A 17,125-nucleotide genomic window follows, 5' to 3' on the forward strand; every position below is an offset into this window, starting at 1 on the left:
TATGAAAAAATCAAGTCAAAAAGGTATTGTGATTCTTGCGGTAGTTCTTGGTGTTGTCTATCTGGGTTACCGAGTCATGGAATCCCGTAATCATATGGATTCTTTAACAGAAAAGGCGATGCAGAATGATGTTCGGACTGTGGCTATCGTCAAGGCCGAGCACCTGCCTGCTCAAGAAACCATCCAGCTTCCGGGTACGATCCAGGCATGGTTCCAGGCGCCGATCTACGCCCAGGTATCCGGGTATGTAAAGATGTGGCATTCGGATTGGGGGGCGAGAGTCAAGAAAGGAGATGTCCTTGCCGAAATCAACGCGCCGGCGCTCGATGCCCAATACCGGCAAGCCAAGGCGGATCTGGCGACGGAAGTGGCCCTTAATGACCTCGCCATACTTACTGCGGACCGGTGGATAGCCTTGCGCAAAAACCAGGCGGTATCCGAGCAGGCGATTTCGGTAAAGGTGGCCGAAGCAAAAGCCCAACAGGCAAGGGTCAATGCCGCCATGCAGAATGTCCGCAACTTTGAAGCATTGATCGGGTTTAAAACAATTATTGCGCCGTATGACGGCGTAGTCATCAACCGCGCCATCAATGTGGGAGACTTCATCAATAAGGAAGGCACGATCAGTACACCGCAAGGGGAGGTCCGTAATCTTTTTACTGTCGCGGACATCACCCGGCTGCGTTTGTTTGTCAGTGTGCCCGAGCGGTTCGGCGCCCTGATGCATGACGGCCTGAAAGCCAATCTCACCGTGCCCCAATTTCCCGGTCGAAAATTTGAAGCCGAGTTTTTGACTACTGCCCGCGGCTTCGATGTGAGTACACGTACGGTGGTCACCCAATTCGTGATTGAAAACGAAGAGAAGGATCTGTGGCCGGGTTCCTATGCATCAGTCAATCTGACCGTGGATGTTGAAAATAGACACCTCTCCATTCCATCCAGCGCACTGGTATTTGATGAGATGGGGACGCGAGTGGCCGTGGTGCAAGACGACAACACTGTTCACTTCAAGCCGATCAAAATACAAAGAATCCTCGACGCTACTGTCGAATTAAGCGAGGGCATCTCAACAGAGGACCGGATTATAAACAATCCCAGCGCTGCCATACTTGAAGGTGACAAGGTGACCATTGTTGCGCCTGCACCGGGATACGACATGATCAACGAGCCAAAAGAGCCGGCGCCGGAGTCATCGAAACCAGCCTCACATTCGGAAATGCCGGATCCGAGGGTAAAACAAGCGTTAAACGGATCACATGCACCATGACACTAATCATGATTGACTTGCGGCGTAAAAAAGGAACCCACATTTCACATTTCTGTCGTCTCGGGGTAAGGTTTGGCAGTTTTTTACTTCTGGCCAGTCTGGCGGCTTGCGCCAGCATTCCCTTTCCCGCATTCGATCTGTCACCCGAGTATAAAGCGCCTGAATTTGTGGTTCCGGATTCCTGGGAGGGAACGAGTGATTTCGTTAAGGCGAATCCGTCGGATGATGCGCTCCGGCCAGACTGGTGGACACTCTATAACGATCCAATTCTAAACGGTCTTATAGAGCAGGGGATTGCAGCCAATCCAGACTTGCAGGCAACAGCTGAACGGTTCGTTCAAGCGCGCAACGCAATGATGAAGGCACGGTCTCGATATTTTCCGCAACTCGGCTTTGGGTTCGGTGGCAGCAATAACAGGCAATCCGATCATACCCTCTTTCGTGCGCCTGGAGAACCTGACAGCGATACTCAAGTCATGATGGATGGAATTGCAACCTGGGAACCGGATTTCTGGTCGAAACTTCGGAATGCGGCACAGGCCAAAATTTATCGTGCTGAAGAACGTGCGGCCGATTATGGGCTCGCACGCCTTATTCTTCAGGCGGAAATTGCATCGAATTATTTTGCACTGCGTGGATTGGATGCGCAAATTGCGATTTACAGACAGTCGATTGGTCTTTATAACTACTCACTGGATGTTGTAGTGACTCAGTTTGAAGGCGCAATCGCCTCCAATCTCGACGTGGCACGGGCCCAATCGCTGCTGTTTGCTACCGAGTCAAAATTGGCCCTGATGCACGGTGATCGCAAGGTGGCGGAGCAGTCCATTGCAATTCTCCTTAATCTCGCTCCGGCCAGCTTTAAGATCGAGCCGGTAGATGAACTCCTTACCGCGCATTTTAGCCTTCCACAGACAATTCCATCTACTTTACTTGAGCGTCGGCCCGATATTGCCGCAATGGAGCGCCGGATGGCACAGGCCAACCGCACCATTGGAATTGCACGTGCCGCTTTCTTTCCGGATGTGGCCTTCCGGCTCGGAGGAGGACTTGAGGATTCCGGACTCAATCTGCTCAGCCTGGCTAACAGCTTCTGGGCCTATGGTTCCTCTTTTTCCATTCCGATTTTCCAGGGCGGATATCGCCGGGCTCAATTGCAGCAAACCTGGTCGGTCTATCGCGAGACAGAAAATATATATCGTTCGACAGTGTTGAATGCCTTTCGTGAGGTTGAAAATAACCTGACCCAGACCTATTGGATGGATATTGCCGCCAAACGGCAGGACGCTGCTGTCGGAGCCGCACGTACCACACAAAACCTTACCATGGACCTCTATAAGGGCGGTTTGGCCACCAGCCTTGAACTCATTTATGCCCAGCTCGGCACGCTGACGGCGAGCATCGATTCTGTACAGATCAAGACTAATCTGCTGAAAGCATCGGTGGCGCTTATTCGTGCGCTTGGAGGAGGCTGGAACCGCGACCAATTGCCCGCTGACAATCAAATTCAACCCTTTGGCATATTGCAATATTCTGGTCTTGATAAGCCAACGCCAGTCGGCGGAATTGACGTCAATGCGGATCCTGTCGATAGAAACAACAAAAACAATAATTTGATGAAGCCCCTGGTTCCATGGGTTCCATTGGTGGATCCTGGCGCCAGTAACAACAAAAACAATAATTTGACGAAGCCCCTGATTCCCAATGTGGATCCTGGCAGCCTGTCGGACCTCTCATCAATTTTGCCTGTAACCCGGCATTAGCAGGTAAATTTGATCGTGAGATATGTTAAGTGGAATAGATGCTGGACTATTAACGCATGCGGCATCATCGTGACCATCAAGCAGTACCGAAAGGGTCGTCTCATGAGACCGACCCACCGGCCATCCTGGCTAAACGTGCGTAAATTTCCGCTTCTTGAGATGTCCCCCCAATTCGAAGCCGGGCAACGCCCGGTTGTAATCCTGATGCAGATGACGATTGAGCGCCAGCACTACACAACGGCACTCGCGCTACAGGGGCGCCGAACAGACCTAGGCTTTGCGTGGTGCGCGTACTCGCGTATTCGCCGTATTCCATGGCGAAACATACAGTTCGCCCTGATGGCTGGCGGAGCAGAGTACGCGCCTGATCATGCTTGAATCGCGCGCAGCGGCTTCCAGTACCAGCGCATCCAGCGTATCGTTGACGAACGCGCACACTGCGGCCGATTGAGTGGTCGTCAGCAATCCCGCCTTGTGAGCACGCCGCTTAGAAAATCAAATTCCAGCGCCTGCTGTCCGATCTTCGCATGCAGCACCTTAAGATCCGGACGCCTCCTTCCTGCTCGCCACCGTCAAACACTTCCGCGACCCAATCCAGCAGTTGCCGCTTCCATTCCGTCACCTGGTTCGGGTGAACCTCATGTTGCTGTGCAATCTCGCTCAGGGTTTTATCCCTGCGCAGCGCCGCCAGCGCCACTTTCGCCTTGAAACTCCCTAGCAGTCTGTCGGACTTGAAGAATCGAAGCGAAAATGTGACTGGGTGAGAATAGATTTTGACGATTTTGAAGGCCAATAGTTGTTCTATTGGTCGAAAAAGCGGCGGAATATAGACCTGCCAGACACTTTTGCAGCCGATTTCCTTTAAGTCCGACAGGCTGCTAGTGATTTCTCCTGCTTCTTTTAGTCATGCTATTGCTCCTATAGCCGCCTTCCGGCCGAGATTGTCAGAAGCAGCCCGCCTGTAGTTTCGAACTGTTCAATTTTGGAAGAAACATCATGAAGTAAGACTCCCACTTATCCAACTGTCGGAATTTCCGGGGCCGCTTCTATGTCTAAGCCTGGATTGTCGATAAAGGTTTGCAAAAGAATCGCCCCCTCCTTGCGAGCAATATTGTAGGTAAGTGAATTTTTTTACCGAAGGTATAAGGGAAAACATATGAACCAGATAGTACTTATCGCGTTACGCAGACCTTACACCTTCGTGGTTCTTTCAATCCTGATCGTTATATTTGGAATCAAAGCGATACGGCACTCACCCATAGATATTTTTCCCACCATCAAAATTCCCGTGATCGCTGTAGTCTGGGCTTACGCCGGCATGTTGCCGCTGGATGTGTCGGGCCGTATCACTTTTTACTTCGAACGCATGTTGACCTCGACGGTGGAAGGTATCTCGGACATCGTCAGCCAGGCTTACTATGGCATCAGTATCACCAATATTTTCCTTCAGCCCCAAACCAACCTCGCTGGCGCAGAAGCAGAAGTCACAGCGATAAGCCAGACGATTGTCAAAGCGTTGCCGCCGGATATTTCGCCGCCGATGATCATGCGCCTGGAAGCATCTTCGGTACCGGTTGTCATGCTGCAGTTTACCTCGGACAAGATGACGCCGGCAGCACTCTATAATCTTGCTTACACGCAAATCAGACCCCTGATTGTCGTGATCCCGGGGGCGATTGTTCCGCATCCTTACGGTGGAAAACCCATACAGCTTCTGGTATCCCTCGATAAAAACAAGTTACTGGATCACAATCTGTCGCCAACCGATATCCATGCGGCTTTCGATCGCCAGAATACGGTGCTGCCCGCGGGCGATATGAAGATCAAGCCTACCGACTGGATGGTCCAGACAAACGCGATGCCGCCGGATATCGATGAATTCAACAATATTCCGATAAAGAAGGAAGGGAATTCCTTCATCTTTTTGCGTGACGTCGCCGATGTTCAGCTCGCGGGTCCACCGCAAACAAACTCTATAATTGTGGATGGTAAACAGGCCGTCACTATTGTCGTCATGAAAAGTGGTGACGTGTCGACCCTGGACGTGGTCGCCGACGTCAAGGCGGCCCTTCCGCTTATTAAGGAAATCGTGCCGCCCCATGTGGAGGTTGAAGTCCTCAACGATGCATCGATCTTCGTGAGGGAATCCATCGACGAAGTGATGCATGAGATACTGATCGCGGGCCTGCTTGTCGGTTTGATCGCCATGCTCTTGCTCGGCTCGTGGCGTCCCATGATAGTCATTACGACTTCAATTCCCTTGTGTATTTTAACCTCCGTCATCTGCCTGCAAGCGCTGGGCGAGTCGTTGAATGTCATGACGCTGGGCGGATTGGCGCTGGCGGTAGGAATTCTTGTCGACAACGCGACAGTGATGACCGAGAACATCGATACCCACCTGAAAATGGGTAAGGAACTCGATGAAGCAATCATCGATGCGGCAAACCAGATCGTTATTCCGACGCTGCTCTCTACATTATGCATATCCATTGTCTGGTTGCCGCTGTTCACGCTTTCCGGCGTATCGGGCTTTTTGTTCAAGCCAATGGCGCTGGCGGTGATATTTGCCATGCTGGCATCCTTCATCCTGTCATTTACGCTCGTGCCGACCCTGGCGAAATATATTCTGGTGCGTCCTCGCGCGGAAAAACGCAAAAAGAATGGCGGCCAGAATGAAAAGCCGGAGGGGAAGTTTGCAAGGTTTCAGCAGAATCAGGCAGAAAAGCACAAAAACGATGGTGACCAGAGCGAGGAAAAGCCAGCGGGGAGGTTTGCAAGTTTTCTGCAGAGGTTGAAGCATCATTTGGGGATTTTCTCCCGTTTTCAGGAGGGATTCGAGGTTCGCTTTCTTAAATTCTGTGCCTGGTATGGCGAGCTGCTCGAATACTCAATTGCAAATCGCCGCCGGCTCGCAACGATCATGCTGTCTTTCGCGCTTGTCTCTTTTATCCTGTTCTACTTCAACGGCCGCGATTTTTTCCCCGAGGTCAGGTCAGGGACCATCCAAATGCATATGCGGGCGCCTCTCGGCACACGGATGGAAGCCACAAACCGCATCACCACGCTTGTTGCGGATGATATCAAACGAATGCTCCCCGGGCAGGTTGAAGGCATCATCAGTAATTGCGGCATACCCGTCGGGCCGCATAATATGGCGTTTATTCCGACGCCCACGATCGGGTCGCAGGACTGCGATCTGACGATCACCCTGTTCAACGACAAATCAGCCGTATGGGATCTTCGGAAAATTCTCCATAAAGGTCTGAAAGAGCGCTATCCGGGGAGCGAATTCACCTTTCAGCCAGCCGATCTGATAGCGAAAATCTTGAATTTCGGTTCCCCTTCTCCGATTGATGTTCAGGTTAAGGGGATGGATATCTACGCAAACTACGAATTCGCGCGCAAATTGCAAAGCAAGCTTCGTAAAATCCCGGGTTCTTCCGATGTGGTGATCCAGCAAACCATGCGCACGCCAACCCTGTTGGTTGAAGGCCAAAGGACATATGGACTCGATGTTGACAGGAACGAATCGGATATTGCCCTGAATATGCTGATAACGACTAACGGAACCCAGCAGATCGACCAGAAATACTGGCTGGATCTGAAGACCGGTATTTCATACCAGATCAACATCTATAATCCTCAACATCAAGTCGCAAGTATCAATGACTTGAACACCATTCCTGTCAAGACGGTGGGGGAGGCAGGCCTGGATGAGGATTATCAACTCCTGGGCAATCTGACGAAGAAATCGCCGGTAGGCACGCCCGGCCTGGTCACCCACAGGGGTGTCATGCCGTTGATTGAAGTGTATGTGTCCGCCGAAGGGCGGGCGCTTGGCGGCGTGCTGGAGGACGTCAAGAAAATTGTCGACGAGATGAAGGATGAGCTTCCCCGCGGCTCCACTGTTAAAATCAGCGGCCAGGCCGAGACTATGGTCAGCACCTATGGCGAACTGCTTATCGGCCTCGTAGCGGCTGTGGTGCTGATCTATCTCATGCTTGTCATCAATTTTCAATCATGGCTGGTTCCCTTCATCATCATTACAGCCCTGCCCGGCGCTTTGGCAGGCATTGCCTGGGCCCTGTTCCTGACCCAGACGAATATTTCCGTTCCGGCCCTGACAGGCGCCATCATGGCCATGGGAACGGCTACGGCAAATTCCATACTGGTCGTGGCCTATGCGCTGGAGCGCATCGAAGCGCATGGCGACCGGCTGCTAGCCGCCGTTGAGGCCGGCAAAGCCCGGATTCGTCCTGTTCTCATGACCGCGGCAGCCATGATCATGGGCATGCTTCCGATGGCGCTGGGAGGATCCACCAATGCGCCGCTGGGTCGTGCGGTTATTGGCGGCTTGATGTTTGCAACGGTGTATACGCTATTTTTTGTCCCCTGTATGTATGCCATTATGTATTACGCACGAAGCGTTCCTAAACATGGAAAGAATTCCTCAACGTGGAAAGCGTTCCGGCAAGGAAAGCGTTCCCGGCGACAAGGAAATCGTTCCTCAACTCGGAAATTCCTGATATGAAAAAATCAACTAAACTACCACCTACTGAAAGTAGGTAGGTTAGCGCAGCTTGGAAGCAGACGATTAAAGTCGTCTAATCGCACCAAGCTAAACGTGTAGTGGTCTAATTTGCACAGACACCTTGATAGGTGGATTATTCACTTATGGAGGAGTTTATGATGACGAAACGAAGGGTACGCAGGGAATTTGATACCCGCTTCAAATTGGAAGTTGTGCGCATGGTGAGGGATCAGGGATTGCCGTTAGTGACGTGCCGCAGTATGGATGGGGAGACGGTCGTTCGACGCTGGGTGAAGCAATTTGAGACTGAACTGAGCGGGCAGCCGGGCATTGGCAAACCGCTCACAGTCGAGCAGCAGCGCATCCGGCAACGGGAAACCGAAAATTGGCAGTTACGGATGGATAACGATCTATTAAAAAAAGCCTCAGCGTTCTTTGCCCCCGAACTGAAATGACCTGCCGGCTGGTTTGTCCAGTTTTCGGGGAAACGTCATACAATAGGGCATGACCGATAACCACATGACCGACAAAAGGAGAGAAGATGGAAACGCCATTTAGGTTGGTGCCTGACAGGATTTCTAATGACACGGTAGAGATGTCAAAATGAGGTATTTGGCAGCAATGTTAATAGCAGTCTTTTCCACAAGCTCAAGTGCGGAATGGGTACAGTTTGCACTTGGCACTACCGGACCTGCTTATTACGATAAAGATAGGATAAAGGACTTGGGAAACGGTGTTATTTCCGTATGGGAAAAATTTGTGGTAACAGATGATGTTTTAAAAAAATCAATTGAAATGGACCCTTCTTTTAAGAACTACACTTACACCGTAACCAGGGGAAATATAAATTGTAATGAACATAAGTTTGCCAGGACGGCTATGTATGCCTATAGCACAAACAGAACTCCTTTTTTTTCATATTCTTATACAGAGAAAGATATTGAATACATAGATATAGTACCGCGGAGTATGTCGGAAGAATTAATGACACTTTTATGTCCCAAGAAATGAAAGGCCCAGGTTAAACGGGATAGAACAAGCTAAGGCTGAACGTGAAATGAGGGGCTTTCATGAATTTGTTAAGGCCGCCCATCTTGAAGAGCGTCCGGTACCGATAGATCAGGAGGAACTAAGAAGCCTCTGGTTCAATTATCCTAAATCCGGTAGTTGATCGCTCACTTAATAGATCAGTGTTATGATTAATAACAATATTTCTTATTACTTGACTCTCACCTTTTGGGTGAGGCCACTACGGGGTCACACCTTCCTGCGGAGGGCACTGCTCCGCCCTGCGCGGTCGCACCATTCCGCGTCATTGCGCCTTGCCCCGCACCCCAAAAACCGCACACTTCACCCCGTCCAACTACCGGATTTAGGATTATAGGGCGATTAAACTTCGCATCCCCGCCTCATTCCAGCCTGAAGCTAGACACCATGAACATTCGCGACCCAACTCTATTTCCTGATCTTGAAGGGGCTTTGTCTCAAATTACCGCACTTTTGCCGATCGACGAACGGTGATGAAGAACTGGGGACAATCTGACCTCATAGATCAATAAATATAGGTCAACGCCTCTGTCGTCGTCAAGCCCAGTACCGTTTGGCTACAAACGCGCTCGCCAAGGCACCCCGATTATGCGGCGGCCGACCACACACCGCACCAGGCCGATTCGACGAATTCTTCGATCCGCACCCATTCCAGCGTATGAATCACCTTCTCCAGCTTTGGTGTCAGCGAACTCACTTCCAATCTCAATTCAGGTATCAACTCATGCTGAACCACTCGCCACCGTTGTATGATTCCGTTTCGTTGCGTAGTATTCATGTGGGCGTATAGATGAAGTATTCAGAAACTCCATCTTGCCAGCAATGGCCGCCCATCTACTCCATTCGCCAGTTAATTCCGCTCAAGCGGGGAGTTTTGCAAGAAACTCGGATGTAAATCAAAACGAGGAGAAACAATTGACTCTGAAAACCCTTCTTTGGATCTTGTTGATATTTGCGCTTGTGGCAATAATTCGGACTTCGAGTCGTAACGCCAAGTGGGGTTATGGTCCGAGTATAGGGATCGGATTGGTGATGCTAATCGTGCTGATTCTGGTTCTGTTGGGATACATATAGTGGCGTAAGAGAACAGATTGCTGTCAACGGACATTCGATCGAGATCGCGAAACAGCAGAATCAGCAAGGTCAGACTCAATAGATTTTGCATCGATGTCCCTTTGGATTGTTGTTCAACTAATCGCGTAAGCTCCCCCCTGGGAGACAAGCAAAAAGTAGAGCCCGCTACCGTTCTCAGGAGAAAAAGATTATTAAGATCATTTCGTGTAGCTACCAGAAACATGCGGATAAAATTCTGGATATATTTAACGATGTAATTCTTAATTCAACGGCACTCTACGAGTATAAGCCGCGTACACATGAAGGTATGATTTCTTGGTTCAGAGCAAAACAAGAGGAAAATTTTCCAGTAATAGGTCTAGAGGACGAGAGAAGAAGCCTGTTAGGGTTCGGAAGCTACGGAACCTTTCGAGCGTGGTCAGTATATAAATATTCCGTGGAGTATTCTGTCTACATATGTAAGGATCAGCGGGGAAAAGGTTTGGGCCGGCTCATAATGAGTAACATAATCCAAAATGCAAGGGCTCAGGGTTATCATGTGCTCATTGGGGGAATCGACGAGTCAAACATGGCCAGTATTTGTATGCATACCAAACTCAGGAGTGGTCCCAATTGTTTGAACAGCCACCTGAGTATTTTAAGTGGAATCTCTGCTGATTTTCACGCTGCCAGTTTAACCGTCGGCAACATCACGGCATAAGCTTCATCAGGTGTTTTCTTTTCCAGGCTCGAATGTAGCCTGGATTGATTGTACCAATCCAGGTATTGCATGATCGATGCTCTGGCTTCGGTGACTGAGTCATAGGCGTGCAGATACACCCACTCTTACTTCACCGATTTCCACAGACGCTCAACCAACACATTATCTCTCCAGGCCCCGCGCCCATCCATGCTGGGTTTGCAGCACCGGCGAAATCCTGTTATGCCATCCCCCATCAACTCCCCTAATCGTCTGCGAGAGGGGCTCACGCCCTGAGTTGATCCGTCAAGGCCCTGAGGTCTCCATCACGCCACTCCTGATGGAGATAGGCCGGCGTTAGCCAGCCACTCAATGGGAAAGATCGGCATAGCTGTGATCGAAGCGGCTCGACGCGCCACCCACCTTTCCTTAAGCAACGCAAAGCTCAATAAGCGGTGGATCGGTACATCCAAGCAGCCGCATCACACCGACCACCGTTTCTCGATCTTCGCGCACCATTCATTGCCACGTGCTCGATCTGCAACGAGTCCTGCAAGAGCGATCTCCATCAACAGAAATTGCCACGCCCAGCGGTTTCGCCAATGGCTTTCATGGGATATCGTCCTGTGGCTGCAAGGGCATGCACTAGATCAGTTTTTTTTCATAAGCAGGCTTCATCGCTTCGGTGAGAATCTCATTCTACTGGGTAGCCCAGCACCCGCTCCAATTCGCGGATGCGCTTCTTCAGATTTCGGACCTCGGCCACTACGGCATCATCGCTGCGCGCTGCTTCCTGTCCCCCTTCAGCCATGAGCTTTTTCCAGCGAGATAATAAATTGGGAGCAACACCATATTTTCGCGCTACATATGAGACACTCATTCCCGGCAACCGGGATTCTTCAACAGCTTTCAATTTCTCACCCAGGCTCCAGCGCCTGCGGCGCTCAACCTTGGGAATCACTTCAATGCGATCAAAACCAGGGGCACTATGCCTAGTACTAGGACTAGGTATATGCCTATCTCTTATTATCAGTGCATTCATGTCGGTTCAATTGAGGGCTACTACACAGCCAGCCCCGGAGCAATGTCGGCGGATCTGGTCGCGTGGGCCGAGACGGTTCAGGATCAGCGCCCACTTCCAGAGCTTGCAAATATTGGCCAGCAACTATTCGTCGTTCCTGTTCTCGTCCTTCGTCATAATGATTTCCTCTAAATCACCGGTTCATCCCCGCGCATGCGGGGAACACGCCTCTTTCCGGTGTGCCGATGGTCGCATTTTGCATGTGCGCAAGGCTACACGTCCGGAGCCAGAACTGGCCGCTATCTCCAGATGCCATCTTCACCTTCTTTCAGGCATGATCCATTAGCATCCAGTCCGTATGCACACTCTATTATTCCGCCAGCAATAATTTTTTCATAATTTTCCCTTTCTCTTTCATTAATCGGCACCGAAGGACGACCACACGCGGCTATCAGCATAACTGACAGAGCAATAGTAACTGCATTAATAATACGCTTCATAAAATTACTCCGTATAAACTTTAAAATAACCTTATTTCCAGAGTGGAATTGTCTATTGTTTTTTATATAGAATAAAGACTGTTTTTTGGATAACATTGCTCTATCAATGGAGCAATTAGAATGGAATATTTGAATGACATGGCCCTGTTCGTGGAAGTTGTCAAGGCTAGGGGCTTCCGCGGTGCTGCCGATACTATCGGAATGCCGAACTCAACCCTGTCCCGACGGATCAGTGCGTTGGAGAAGGCACTTGGGCTGCGCCTTTTGCATCGCACAACACGCAAGATTGAACTAACCGAGGCTGGTCAGATTTATTACGAGCGCTGCAAGCGCATCGTCGATGAAGCCAGGCTTGCGCATGAACAACTCGGCAAAATGCTCGCACAGCCTAGCGGGATGCTACGCGCTTCACTACCTGTGGATTTTGCCGTGGCCTACTTGGCGCCTTTGGTCGCTGAATTTGCAAACCTCTATCCCGGTATCACATTCGATTTCGATCTCACGTCACGGCGGGTCGATCTGGTGAGCGAGCCTTTCGATGTGGCGATCCGCCTGGGGGAACCGGAGAATTCGCAGCTGATTGCGCGTCCACTGGCCGTGCTCCCTACATACCTTTACGCTTCACCCCGTTATCTCGACCGCTCGGGAGAACCTGTCGAGCCTGCCGATCTGGAGCGCCATGAATGCCTGGGCATCCTGAAGACTGGTACGTGGACACTCCACGATGGGACGCAGACCATCAAAGTTTCTATTAGTGGCCGGTTCACGCTCAACAGTGTCGGCATGATTCGCCGCTTGGGAGCACTCGATATGGGCATTATCATGATGCTGGAGGAAATTGTCACCGATGATCTTGCCAGCGGGCGGTTGCGTCGCGTACTGCCCCAATGGCATGGCACTCCGGTATCAGTCTACGCTGTCACTGAGACCCGATTGCTGCCTGCAAAGACACAGCGCTTCATCGAATTCTTAAAGGAGCACCTGCCACAAGGATTAACAAGATGCTGAGATTTCCCCTGAGACCTTCGGCTGGTCGCTAGCCCAAGATCGTTTTCATTCATATCAGATTGTAAGTAATCAAGGTGAAGATAGTTTGTGCTCGTCAAAAGGGCATGATCAATTTCAACCAGGCTGTGTAACCCTGGAAACGATTCTTGACGTGCATTTCATGCTGCCACTGTGCGATAAATATTGTTCCGTTTGGGCTGTTATAGATTGCGCTCGGTCCAATCGCAAACACTTCACCTTTGCGCCCCGCGGACCAAGGGCCAAGCGTCGACGAGATTGCTTGCCCATCGAGTTTATCGTTTGTCGTCTGCTTTAGGTAATAGCCTGAAAGGCCGACGCCCCATAAACCAAAACGCTTGCCAGCAAGAAAGTCAATGTGGAGTTCGTCACCGGACGCGTAGTCCATTTTCGGTTCGCCGAGGGCCGGACGAAACTCATTATTCTTGCTCTTGATGTTATACATGAACTTACTGGAAATCTCCCATCCCTCTTCGGAGAGCCAGGTGACTGCTAAGAGTGGTTCGATGCTCCAGTAATTGGTGCCGATGCTCTTGTGCGGATCGCCGGCCTTGTACTGGCCGGTAGGTATACGAATATCCAATGCAGCTACCCAATGCCAGTTACCCAAATGCCAGGCCAGACTGGCCGGACTGATGGTTATGTCGCCTAGGCCGACGACTGAGGACGCATGGTCTCCGAGGTTCATTCTTCGGTGCGCTATCGGCACGATGATGTGCACACCGTAGTTCCCTCCCAGGATACGCATTTCGCTGATGTGAAGAAGGCGAAATGCGTTGAACCAGGCACTGACTGATGTATCAGGCACCTTGTCACCGTCGCCATTGTGCAGGGAGCCGCCGTAGTGACCTAAATAGTTGAGGAAATAGTTGCCTGGTGGTGGCGCGGCCCCTGCCAGCCAGTTTTCGGCACCGTTCGGATACTGGTCGCCGCCCTCCTTGGCAATTGCGTTCCCCGCAGCTAGCTCCAGCAGAGCTAGCACAAAGCAGAACAGCTTAATGTTCATACTTCCTTCTTGATCTCAGCTCTCATATTCTTCATGATGATTTCTTCGAATTTGGAGAATGGAATCATCCATTGCTTTTTATATAGAATAAAGGCCATTCTTTGGATAACATTGCTCTATATTTGGAGCAATTAGTGCCAGCGCATTCGCGACATTGCCCTAAGGCGTCCCAGGTTCGGCTATCTGCGGGGGCTGGTGACGCTCAAGCGTGAAGGCTGGCAGGTGGGACAAGAAGCGCGTGTATCGGTATACCGCCAGAAGGGCCTGCAACTGCGCATGAAGGTCAAACGCCGCAAGCGCATCGCACTGTTGCGTGACAGGCCCTGAGTTGATCCGTCAAGGCCGCGAATGTTCAGGGATTCTCCCTTTCACGCTTTTGCTAATTTTGATTCCGTGTTCTCTGTGCCGAGTATTGCGAGTAACGGCGAATTTCGTGGCGGAACGTAGGTTATGCGCCTTGAAAAAGGCTTCCAGCACAGACTTGCGGGCTTTCTTTGCATGCATTTGCATTGGCCAACGTGTCACGAAATCGCAAAATAAGATCGTATCTCGATGATCGAACCACTCAAGCGCTTGCGGATAGTATTGCTTAAGCGTGTCGCCCAGGCGATTGGTAAACCGGGTCTTGTCGTCTGTCAGAGCACGGCGCTGCTCAACCATAGCGGTCAATGTACACATCGCAACACTTTGCGGCTTCAGCGGTTTAAATCGTTCTGGATGACGCATTATCAGATCCAGCACGAGTTCGGCATCGGTCGGATCATTTTTGGCCCGACTGGGTTTAAAAGTTTCTCGATATTTTGCCAGCGTCGACGGATTGATTGGAAATAAGACAAAAAAGTCATATTTCTGTAAGGCATAGGCGATCGGGCCTTTCGCGAGTTCGACCGCTATGGCAATGGTTCCACCAAAACGTTCATACACCGCGTGCGCCCATTGCTCGATACGCCCCACATGGTGAGGGATAACAGCAAATTCCTTTTTATCGTTGTTCGAGGCCTGCAAGCAGACATCATGTTTGGTGTCTGCCCAATCGATGCCGATAAAGGCTGTGAAAGATGTGCTTGTTAAAGAACTCATCCCATTCTCCCGAAGCGAAAAATTAATGGAGGAGACGTGCATGCTTGAGTTCTGCGAAGGCAATATAGTGAGTCGATCGAACGGCATGCCCTGAGTATTCGTTGACGAACGCAAGCGCACCCGCGGATTCGAAGCTAAGCCCCAAAACATCGAATGTTATGTGGGGGTATTCGTAATCCGCGAATGCATGTCCCGCCTTCACTGACAGATATCTGTCAGCCGTTTCAGTATCACAGAAAACGAGACGGAGTAACTATATTGTGGAGGATACCAGATCGCAACAGCAGCAAAGGATTGGCCCGCCTGTTCTCCCTCACCACCCCATCCATTCCCAACCCTTGTCCATGAGGGCAAGGACTATCCCCCACTCCCGTCGCCCCAAGGCGAAGAAGATTCGAGCGAGAGGATGTTCTTTTTCACCCATCGCAAGGAGTCAGCCATGAATACCCGTTCAAAGAAGGATTTGTAGCCCAAGTCACAGATTCGATCGTCGTCATGATGAAGGACGGCATGACCAGCCACATTAGCTAGGGCCTGTTAACACTTATTTCGCACCCGCGTTGCTACACAAAAAACGCGGAGGCAAGGCGCGAAACGCAGGCCATAGTAGGCCTATGGCCAAGCTTCGTAACGCGGCATCCGCGTTTTTTGTGTGCAACCCGAAGGGGCGGGACGTCGCGGGTGCGAAATAAGTGTTAACAGGCCCTAGGTACGAACAGGGCACGGCATCCCCTGCAATCACCAGACCGGCACCCCTTATCGGGGCCTCAACGTCCTGGTGTTGTGGGCAGAGGCCATGATGCGGAGGTATTCCAGCGACCGCTGGCTGACCTGCAAACAGGCAACGAACATGGGTGGCCAGGTGCGCGCAAGGGCGAAAAAAGCGTGCAGCGCGTTTTTTTCAAGACACTTGAACGCAAGCCGGGGAATGACGGCAACGACGTTGAAAAAGCGAAGTCCCTACGCATGATTAGCGAAGTAATCCGATTGGCGTGTGAACTTCAAATCGTTGCACCAGCGCGGCCAGCATCTTATCCACCAGCCATAGCCGCCAGCGCCACCTTGGCTTTGAACACTGCCGAGTGCGTTCGTCTTACTCTTTTTGTCATTTTCTACTTCATATCAAAGCTCAGCAGATTCTCCACTTATACGTTTGTTCAAATTTCCGGGGGCCAGCTCTTTGTTCTTTTTAAGGTTGCGGAAGGCTCCTAGTACTTTGGTCCATGTCGAAGGAGTTTGCATATTTTTAGATGTGCAGATAGATAAGTTTATTAAGTATTTGAATATATGTATTTTTTATTATGGCATGTTATTTGCTTATAGGCATATGAAGCAAACCATAACGAGTTGCCATTGTATACATAGCAACATTCAAATAAATAGACATAAGAAGAGGGGATTCAAGATGTTGAACAGAGCGATCAGGTTTTATGCGGGAGCGGTGGCTTTTGCCTTTGGCGCTGCCATGGTGTCGTCTGCCAGCATGGCGGCCGCGACGCTTAGCGCTTCGGTGGGTGGCGTGCCTGTTGGTGCAGGCGTATATGAAAGTTTTGATAGTCTCGCAACCACGGGCGGTCTCAGCGCCAGAGGCATCGCGGTAACGTTCAGCGGTACGGGCGCCGGCACGGCCACCCTTCCGCATGTTCCGGGACGGTATGTTGCACCCTTCATTTCGAGTGGCAATGGCGCATCATTTGGCAATCCCCAGGCTAATGGCCTCGACCAGACCCAATATCTGACTACCGGCATCGGACAGGTCACCCTGCAGTTGGATAAATATCACCAGTATTTTGGCTTGCTGTGGGGTTCGGTTGACGATTACAACACGCTGTCCTTCTATGATGGCACTACCTTGCTTTTTAATTTCACCGGTCTTGATGTTGATAGCATGGCCAATGGCAATCAAGGGGCTGCTGGCACGCACTATGTAAACATCAATTCCGACACCCCCTTTAATAGAGTGGTTGCCTCAAGCACAAGGTACGGATTCGAGTTCGATAATGTGGCGCTGGCCGTAAATCCCCCCGATCCGATGAGTATCTCGCCGGTTCCGGAACCGGAAACTTATGCCATGTTGTTGGCCGGACTTGCCATGGTAGGTGGAATGGCTCGTCGCAGGGCCACATAATTA

General features: G+C 50.8%; 15 protein-coding genes and 5 pseudogenes. 11 read left to right on the forward strand and 9 right to left on the reverse strand.

Features of this window, described 5'->3' with window-relative positions:
* Position 1: 1 nt before the first annotated feature.
* The gene (locus BLR00_RS12620; RefSeq protein ID WP_074633174.1) at positions 2-1,267 is read left to right on the forward strand and encodes an efflux RND transporter periplasmic adaptor subunit; all 1,266 of its coding nucleotides are present in this window, start codon (positions 2-4) and stop codon (positions 1,265-1,267) included.
* Complete coding sequence (locus BLR00_RS12625; protein WP_074633177.1) at positions 1,264-3,030, forward strand: efflux transporter outer membrane subunit; 1,767 nt, start codon at positions 1,264-1,266, stop codon at positions 3,028-3,030. The genes BLR00_RS12620 and BLR00_RS12625 overlap by 4 nt, the downstream gene beginning before the upstream one ends.
* Before the next feature lie 270 nt (positions 3,031-3,300).
* Here the strand turns inward: BLR00_RS12625 and BLR00_RS12630 are convergent, their stop codons facing one another.
* Both BLR00_RS12630 and BLR00_RS16475 read right to left on the reverse strand, forming a co-directional pair.
* The gene (locus BLR00_RS12630; RefSeq protein WP_074633180.1) at positions 3,301-3,495 is read right to left on the reverse strand and encodes a hypothetical protein; all 195 of its coding nucleotides are present in this window, start codon (positions 3,493-3,495) and stop codon (positions 3,301-3,303) included.
* Positions 3,496-3,521: 26 nt separating this feature from the next.
* Positions 3,522-3,751 (reverse strand): annotated as a pseudogene (locus BLR00_RS16475) (transposase); the annotation flags it as partial.
* 435 nt (positions 3,752-4,186) lie between these two features.
* On the opposite strand from BLR00_RS16475, the gene BLR00_RS16055 reads away from it, so the two are divergent.
* From BLR00_RS16055 to BLR00_RS12655, 3 genes are all read left to right on the forward strand, one after another.
* Entirely contained in the window at positions 4,187-7,561 is a 3,375-nt protein-coding gene (locus tag BLR00_RS16055; RefSeq protein ID WP_081346763.1) for an efflux RND transporter permease subunit, read from the forward strand.
* 155 nt (positions 7,562-7,716) lie between these two features.
* Positions 7,717-8,016 carry a transposase gene (locus tag BLR00_RS12650; RefSeq protein WP_107797695.1) on the forward strand — a complete coding sequence of 100 codons (300 nt, stop codon included), beginning with the start codon at positions 7,717-7,719 and terminating at the stop codon, positions 8,014-8,016.
* 148 nt (positions 8,017-8,164) lie between these two features.
* A complete protein-coding gene (locus tag BLR00_RS12655) occupies positions 8,165-8,572 on the forward strand; it encodes a surface-adhesin E family protein (RefSeq protein ID WP_074633186.1) in 408 nt (135 codons plus the stop codon).
* Between the two features lie 556 nt (positions 8,573-9,128).
* Here the strand turns inward: BLR00_RS12655 and BLR00_RS16060 are convergent.
* Positions 9,129-9,386 (reverse strand): annotated as a pseudogene (locus tag BLR00_RS16060) (IS1182-like element ISCARN109 family transposase); the annotation flags it as partial.
* Positions 9,387-9,430: 44 nt separating this feature from the next.
* On the opposite strand from BLR00_RS16060, the gene BLR00_RS17075 reads away from it, so the two are divergent.
* Positions 9,431-9,682 (forward strand): DUF3309 family protein, encoded by a 252-nt coding sequence (locus tag BLR00_RS17075; protein WP_256324205.1) that lies wholly within the window; start codon positions 9,431-9,433, stop codon positions 9,680-9,682.
* A 256-nt stretch (positions 9,683-9,938) separates the two neighbouring features.
* The gene (locus BLR00_RS17230) at positions 9,939-10,382 is read left to right on the forward strand and encodes a GNAT family N-acetyltransferase (RefSeq protein WP_371130406.1); all 444 of its coding nucleotides are present in this window, start codon (positions 9,939-9,941) and stop codon (positions 10,380-10,382) included.
* On the opposite strand, the pseudogene BLR00_RS12675 reads toward BLR00_RS17230, so the two are convergent.
* Positions 10,343-10,576, reverse strand: a pseudogene (locus BLR00_RS12675) (integrase core domain-containing protein); the annotation flags it as partial. The gene BLR00_RS17230 and the pseudogene BLR00_RS12675 sit on opposite strands and share 40 nt — an antisense overlap.
* 371 nt (positions 10,577-10,947) lie before the next feature.
* Positions 10,948-11,403, reverse strand: a pseudogene (locus tag BLR00_RS12680) (transposase); the annotation flags it as partial.
* Here BLR00_RS12680 and BLR00_RS16755 point away from each other — a divergent pair.
* A complete protein-coding gene (locus BLR00_RS16755) occupies positions 11,374-11,574 on the forward strand; it encodes a hypothetical protein (RefSeq protein WP_176759918.1) in 201 nt (66 codons plus the stop codon). The pseudogene BLR00_RS12680 and the gene BLR00_RS16755 sit on opposite strands and share 30 nt — an antisense overlap.
* A gap of 107 nt (positions 11,575-11,681) precedes the next feature.
* Here the strand turns inward: BLR00_RS16755 and BLR00_RS12685 are convergent, their stop codons facing one another.
* Positions 11,682-11,882, reverse strand: a complete 201-nt coding sequence (locus BLR00_RS12685; RefSeq protein WP_074633195.1) for a hypothetical protein — start codon at positions 11,880-11,882, stop codon at positions 11,682-11,684.
* A 120-nt stretch (positions 11,883-12,002) separates the two neighbouring features.
* Between BLR00_RS12685 and BLR00_RS12690 the strand changes: the two genes are divergently transcribed.
* A complete protein-coding gene (locus BLR00_RS12690; protein WP_074633198.1) occupies positions 12,003-12,890 on the forward strand; it encodes a LysR family transcriptional regulator in 888 nt (295 codons plus the stop codon).
* Between the two features lie 94 nt (positions 12,891-12,984).
* Here the strand turns inward: BLR00_RS12690 and BLR00_RS12695 are convergent, their stop codons facing one another.
* Positions 12,985-13,914, reverse strand: a complete 930-nt coding sequence (locus BLR00_RS12695) for a SphA family protein (RefSeq protein ID WP_074633200.1) — start codon at positions 13,912-13,914, stop codon at positions 12,985-12,987.
* 336 nt (positions 13,915-14,250) lie between these two features.
* Complete coding sequence (locus BLR00_RS12700) at positions 14,251-14,994, reverse strand: IS110 family transposase (RefSeq protein WP_074633203.1); 744 nt, start codon at positions 14,992-14,994, stop codon at positions 14,251-14,253.
* 778 nt (positions 14,995-15,772) lie between these two features.
* On the opposite strand from BLR00_RS12700, the gene BLR00_RS17235 reads away from it, so the two are divergent.
* Positions 15,773-15,964: an ArdC-like ssDNA-binding domain-containing protein gene (locus tag BLR00_RS17235; protein WP_074633205.1), complete on the forward strand. Its 192-nt coding sequence runs from the start codon at positions 15,773-15,775 to the stop codon at positions 15,962-15,964.
* 24 nt (positions 15,965-15,988) lie between these two features.
* Here the strand turns inward: BLR00_RS17235 and BLR00_RS17240 are convergent.
* Positions 15,989-16,103 (reverse strand): annotated as a pseudogene (locus BLR00_RS17240) (IS3 family transposase); the annotation flags it as partial.
* A 296-nt stretch (positions 16,104-16,399) separates the two neighbouring features.
* Here BLR00_RS17240 and BLR00_RS16845 point away from each other — a divergent pair.
* Positions 16,400-17,122 carry an Npun_F0296 family exosortase-dependent surface protein gene (locus tag BLR00_RS16845; RefSeq protein ID WP_074633212.1) on the forward strand — a complete coding sequence of 241 codons (723 nt, stop codon included), beginning with the start codon at positions 16,400-16,402 and terminating at the stop codon, positions 17,120-17,122.
* Positions 17,123-17,125: the final 3 nt, after the last annotated feature.

Origin of the sequence: Nitrosospira multiformis (assembly GCF_900103165.1) — a bacterium.
GTDB lineage: Bacteria > Pseudomonadota > Gammaproteobacteria > Burkholderiales > Nitrosomonadaceae > Nitrosospira > Nitrosospira multiformis_D.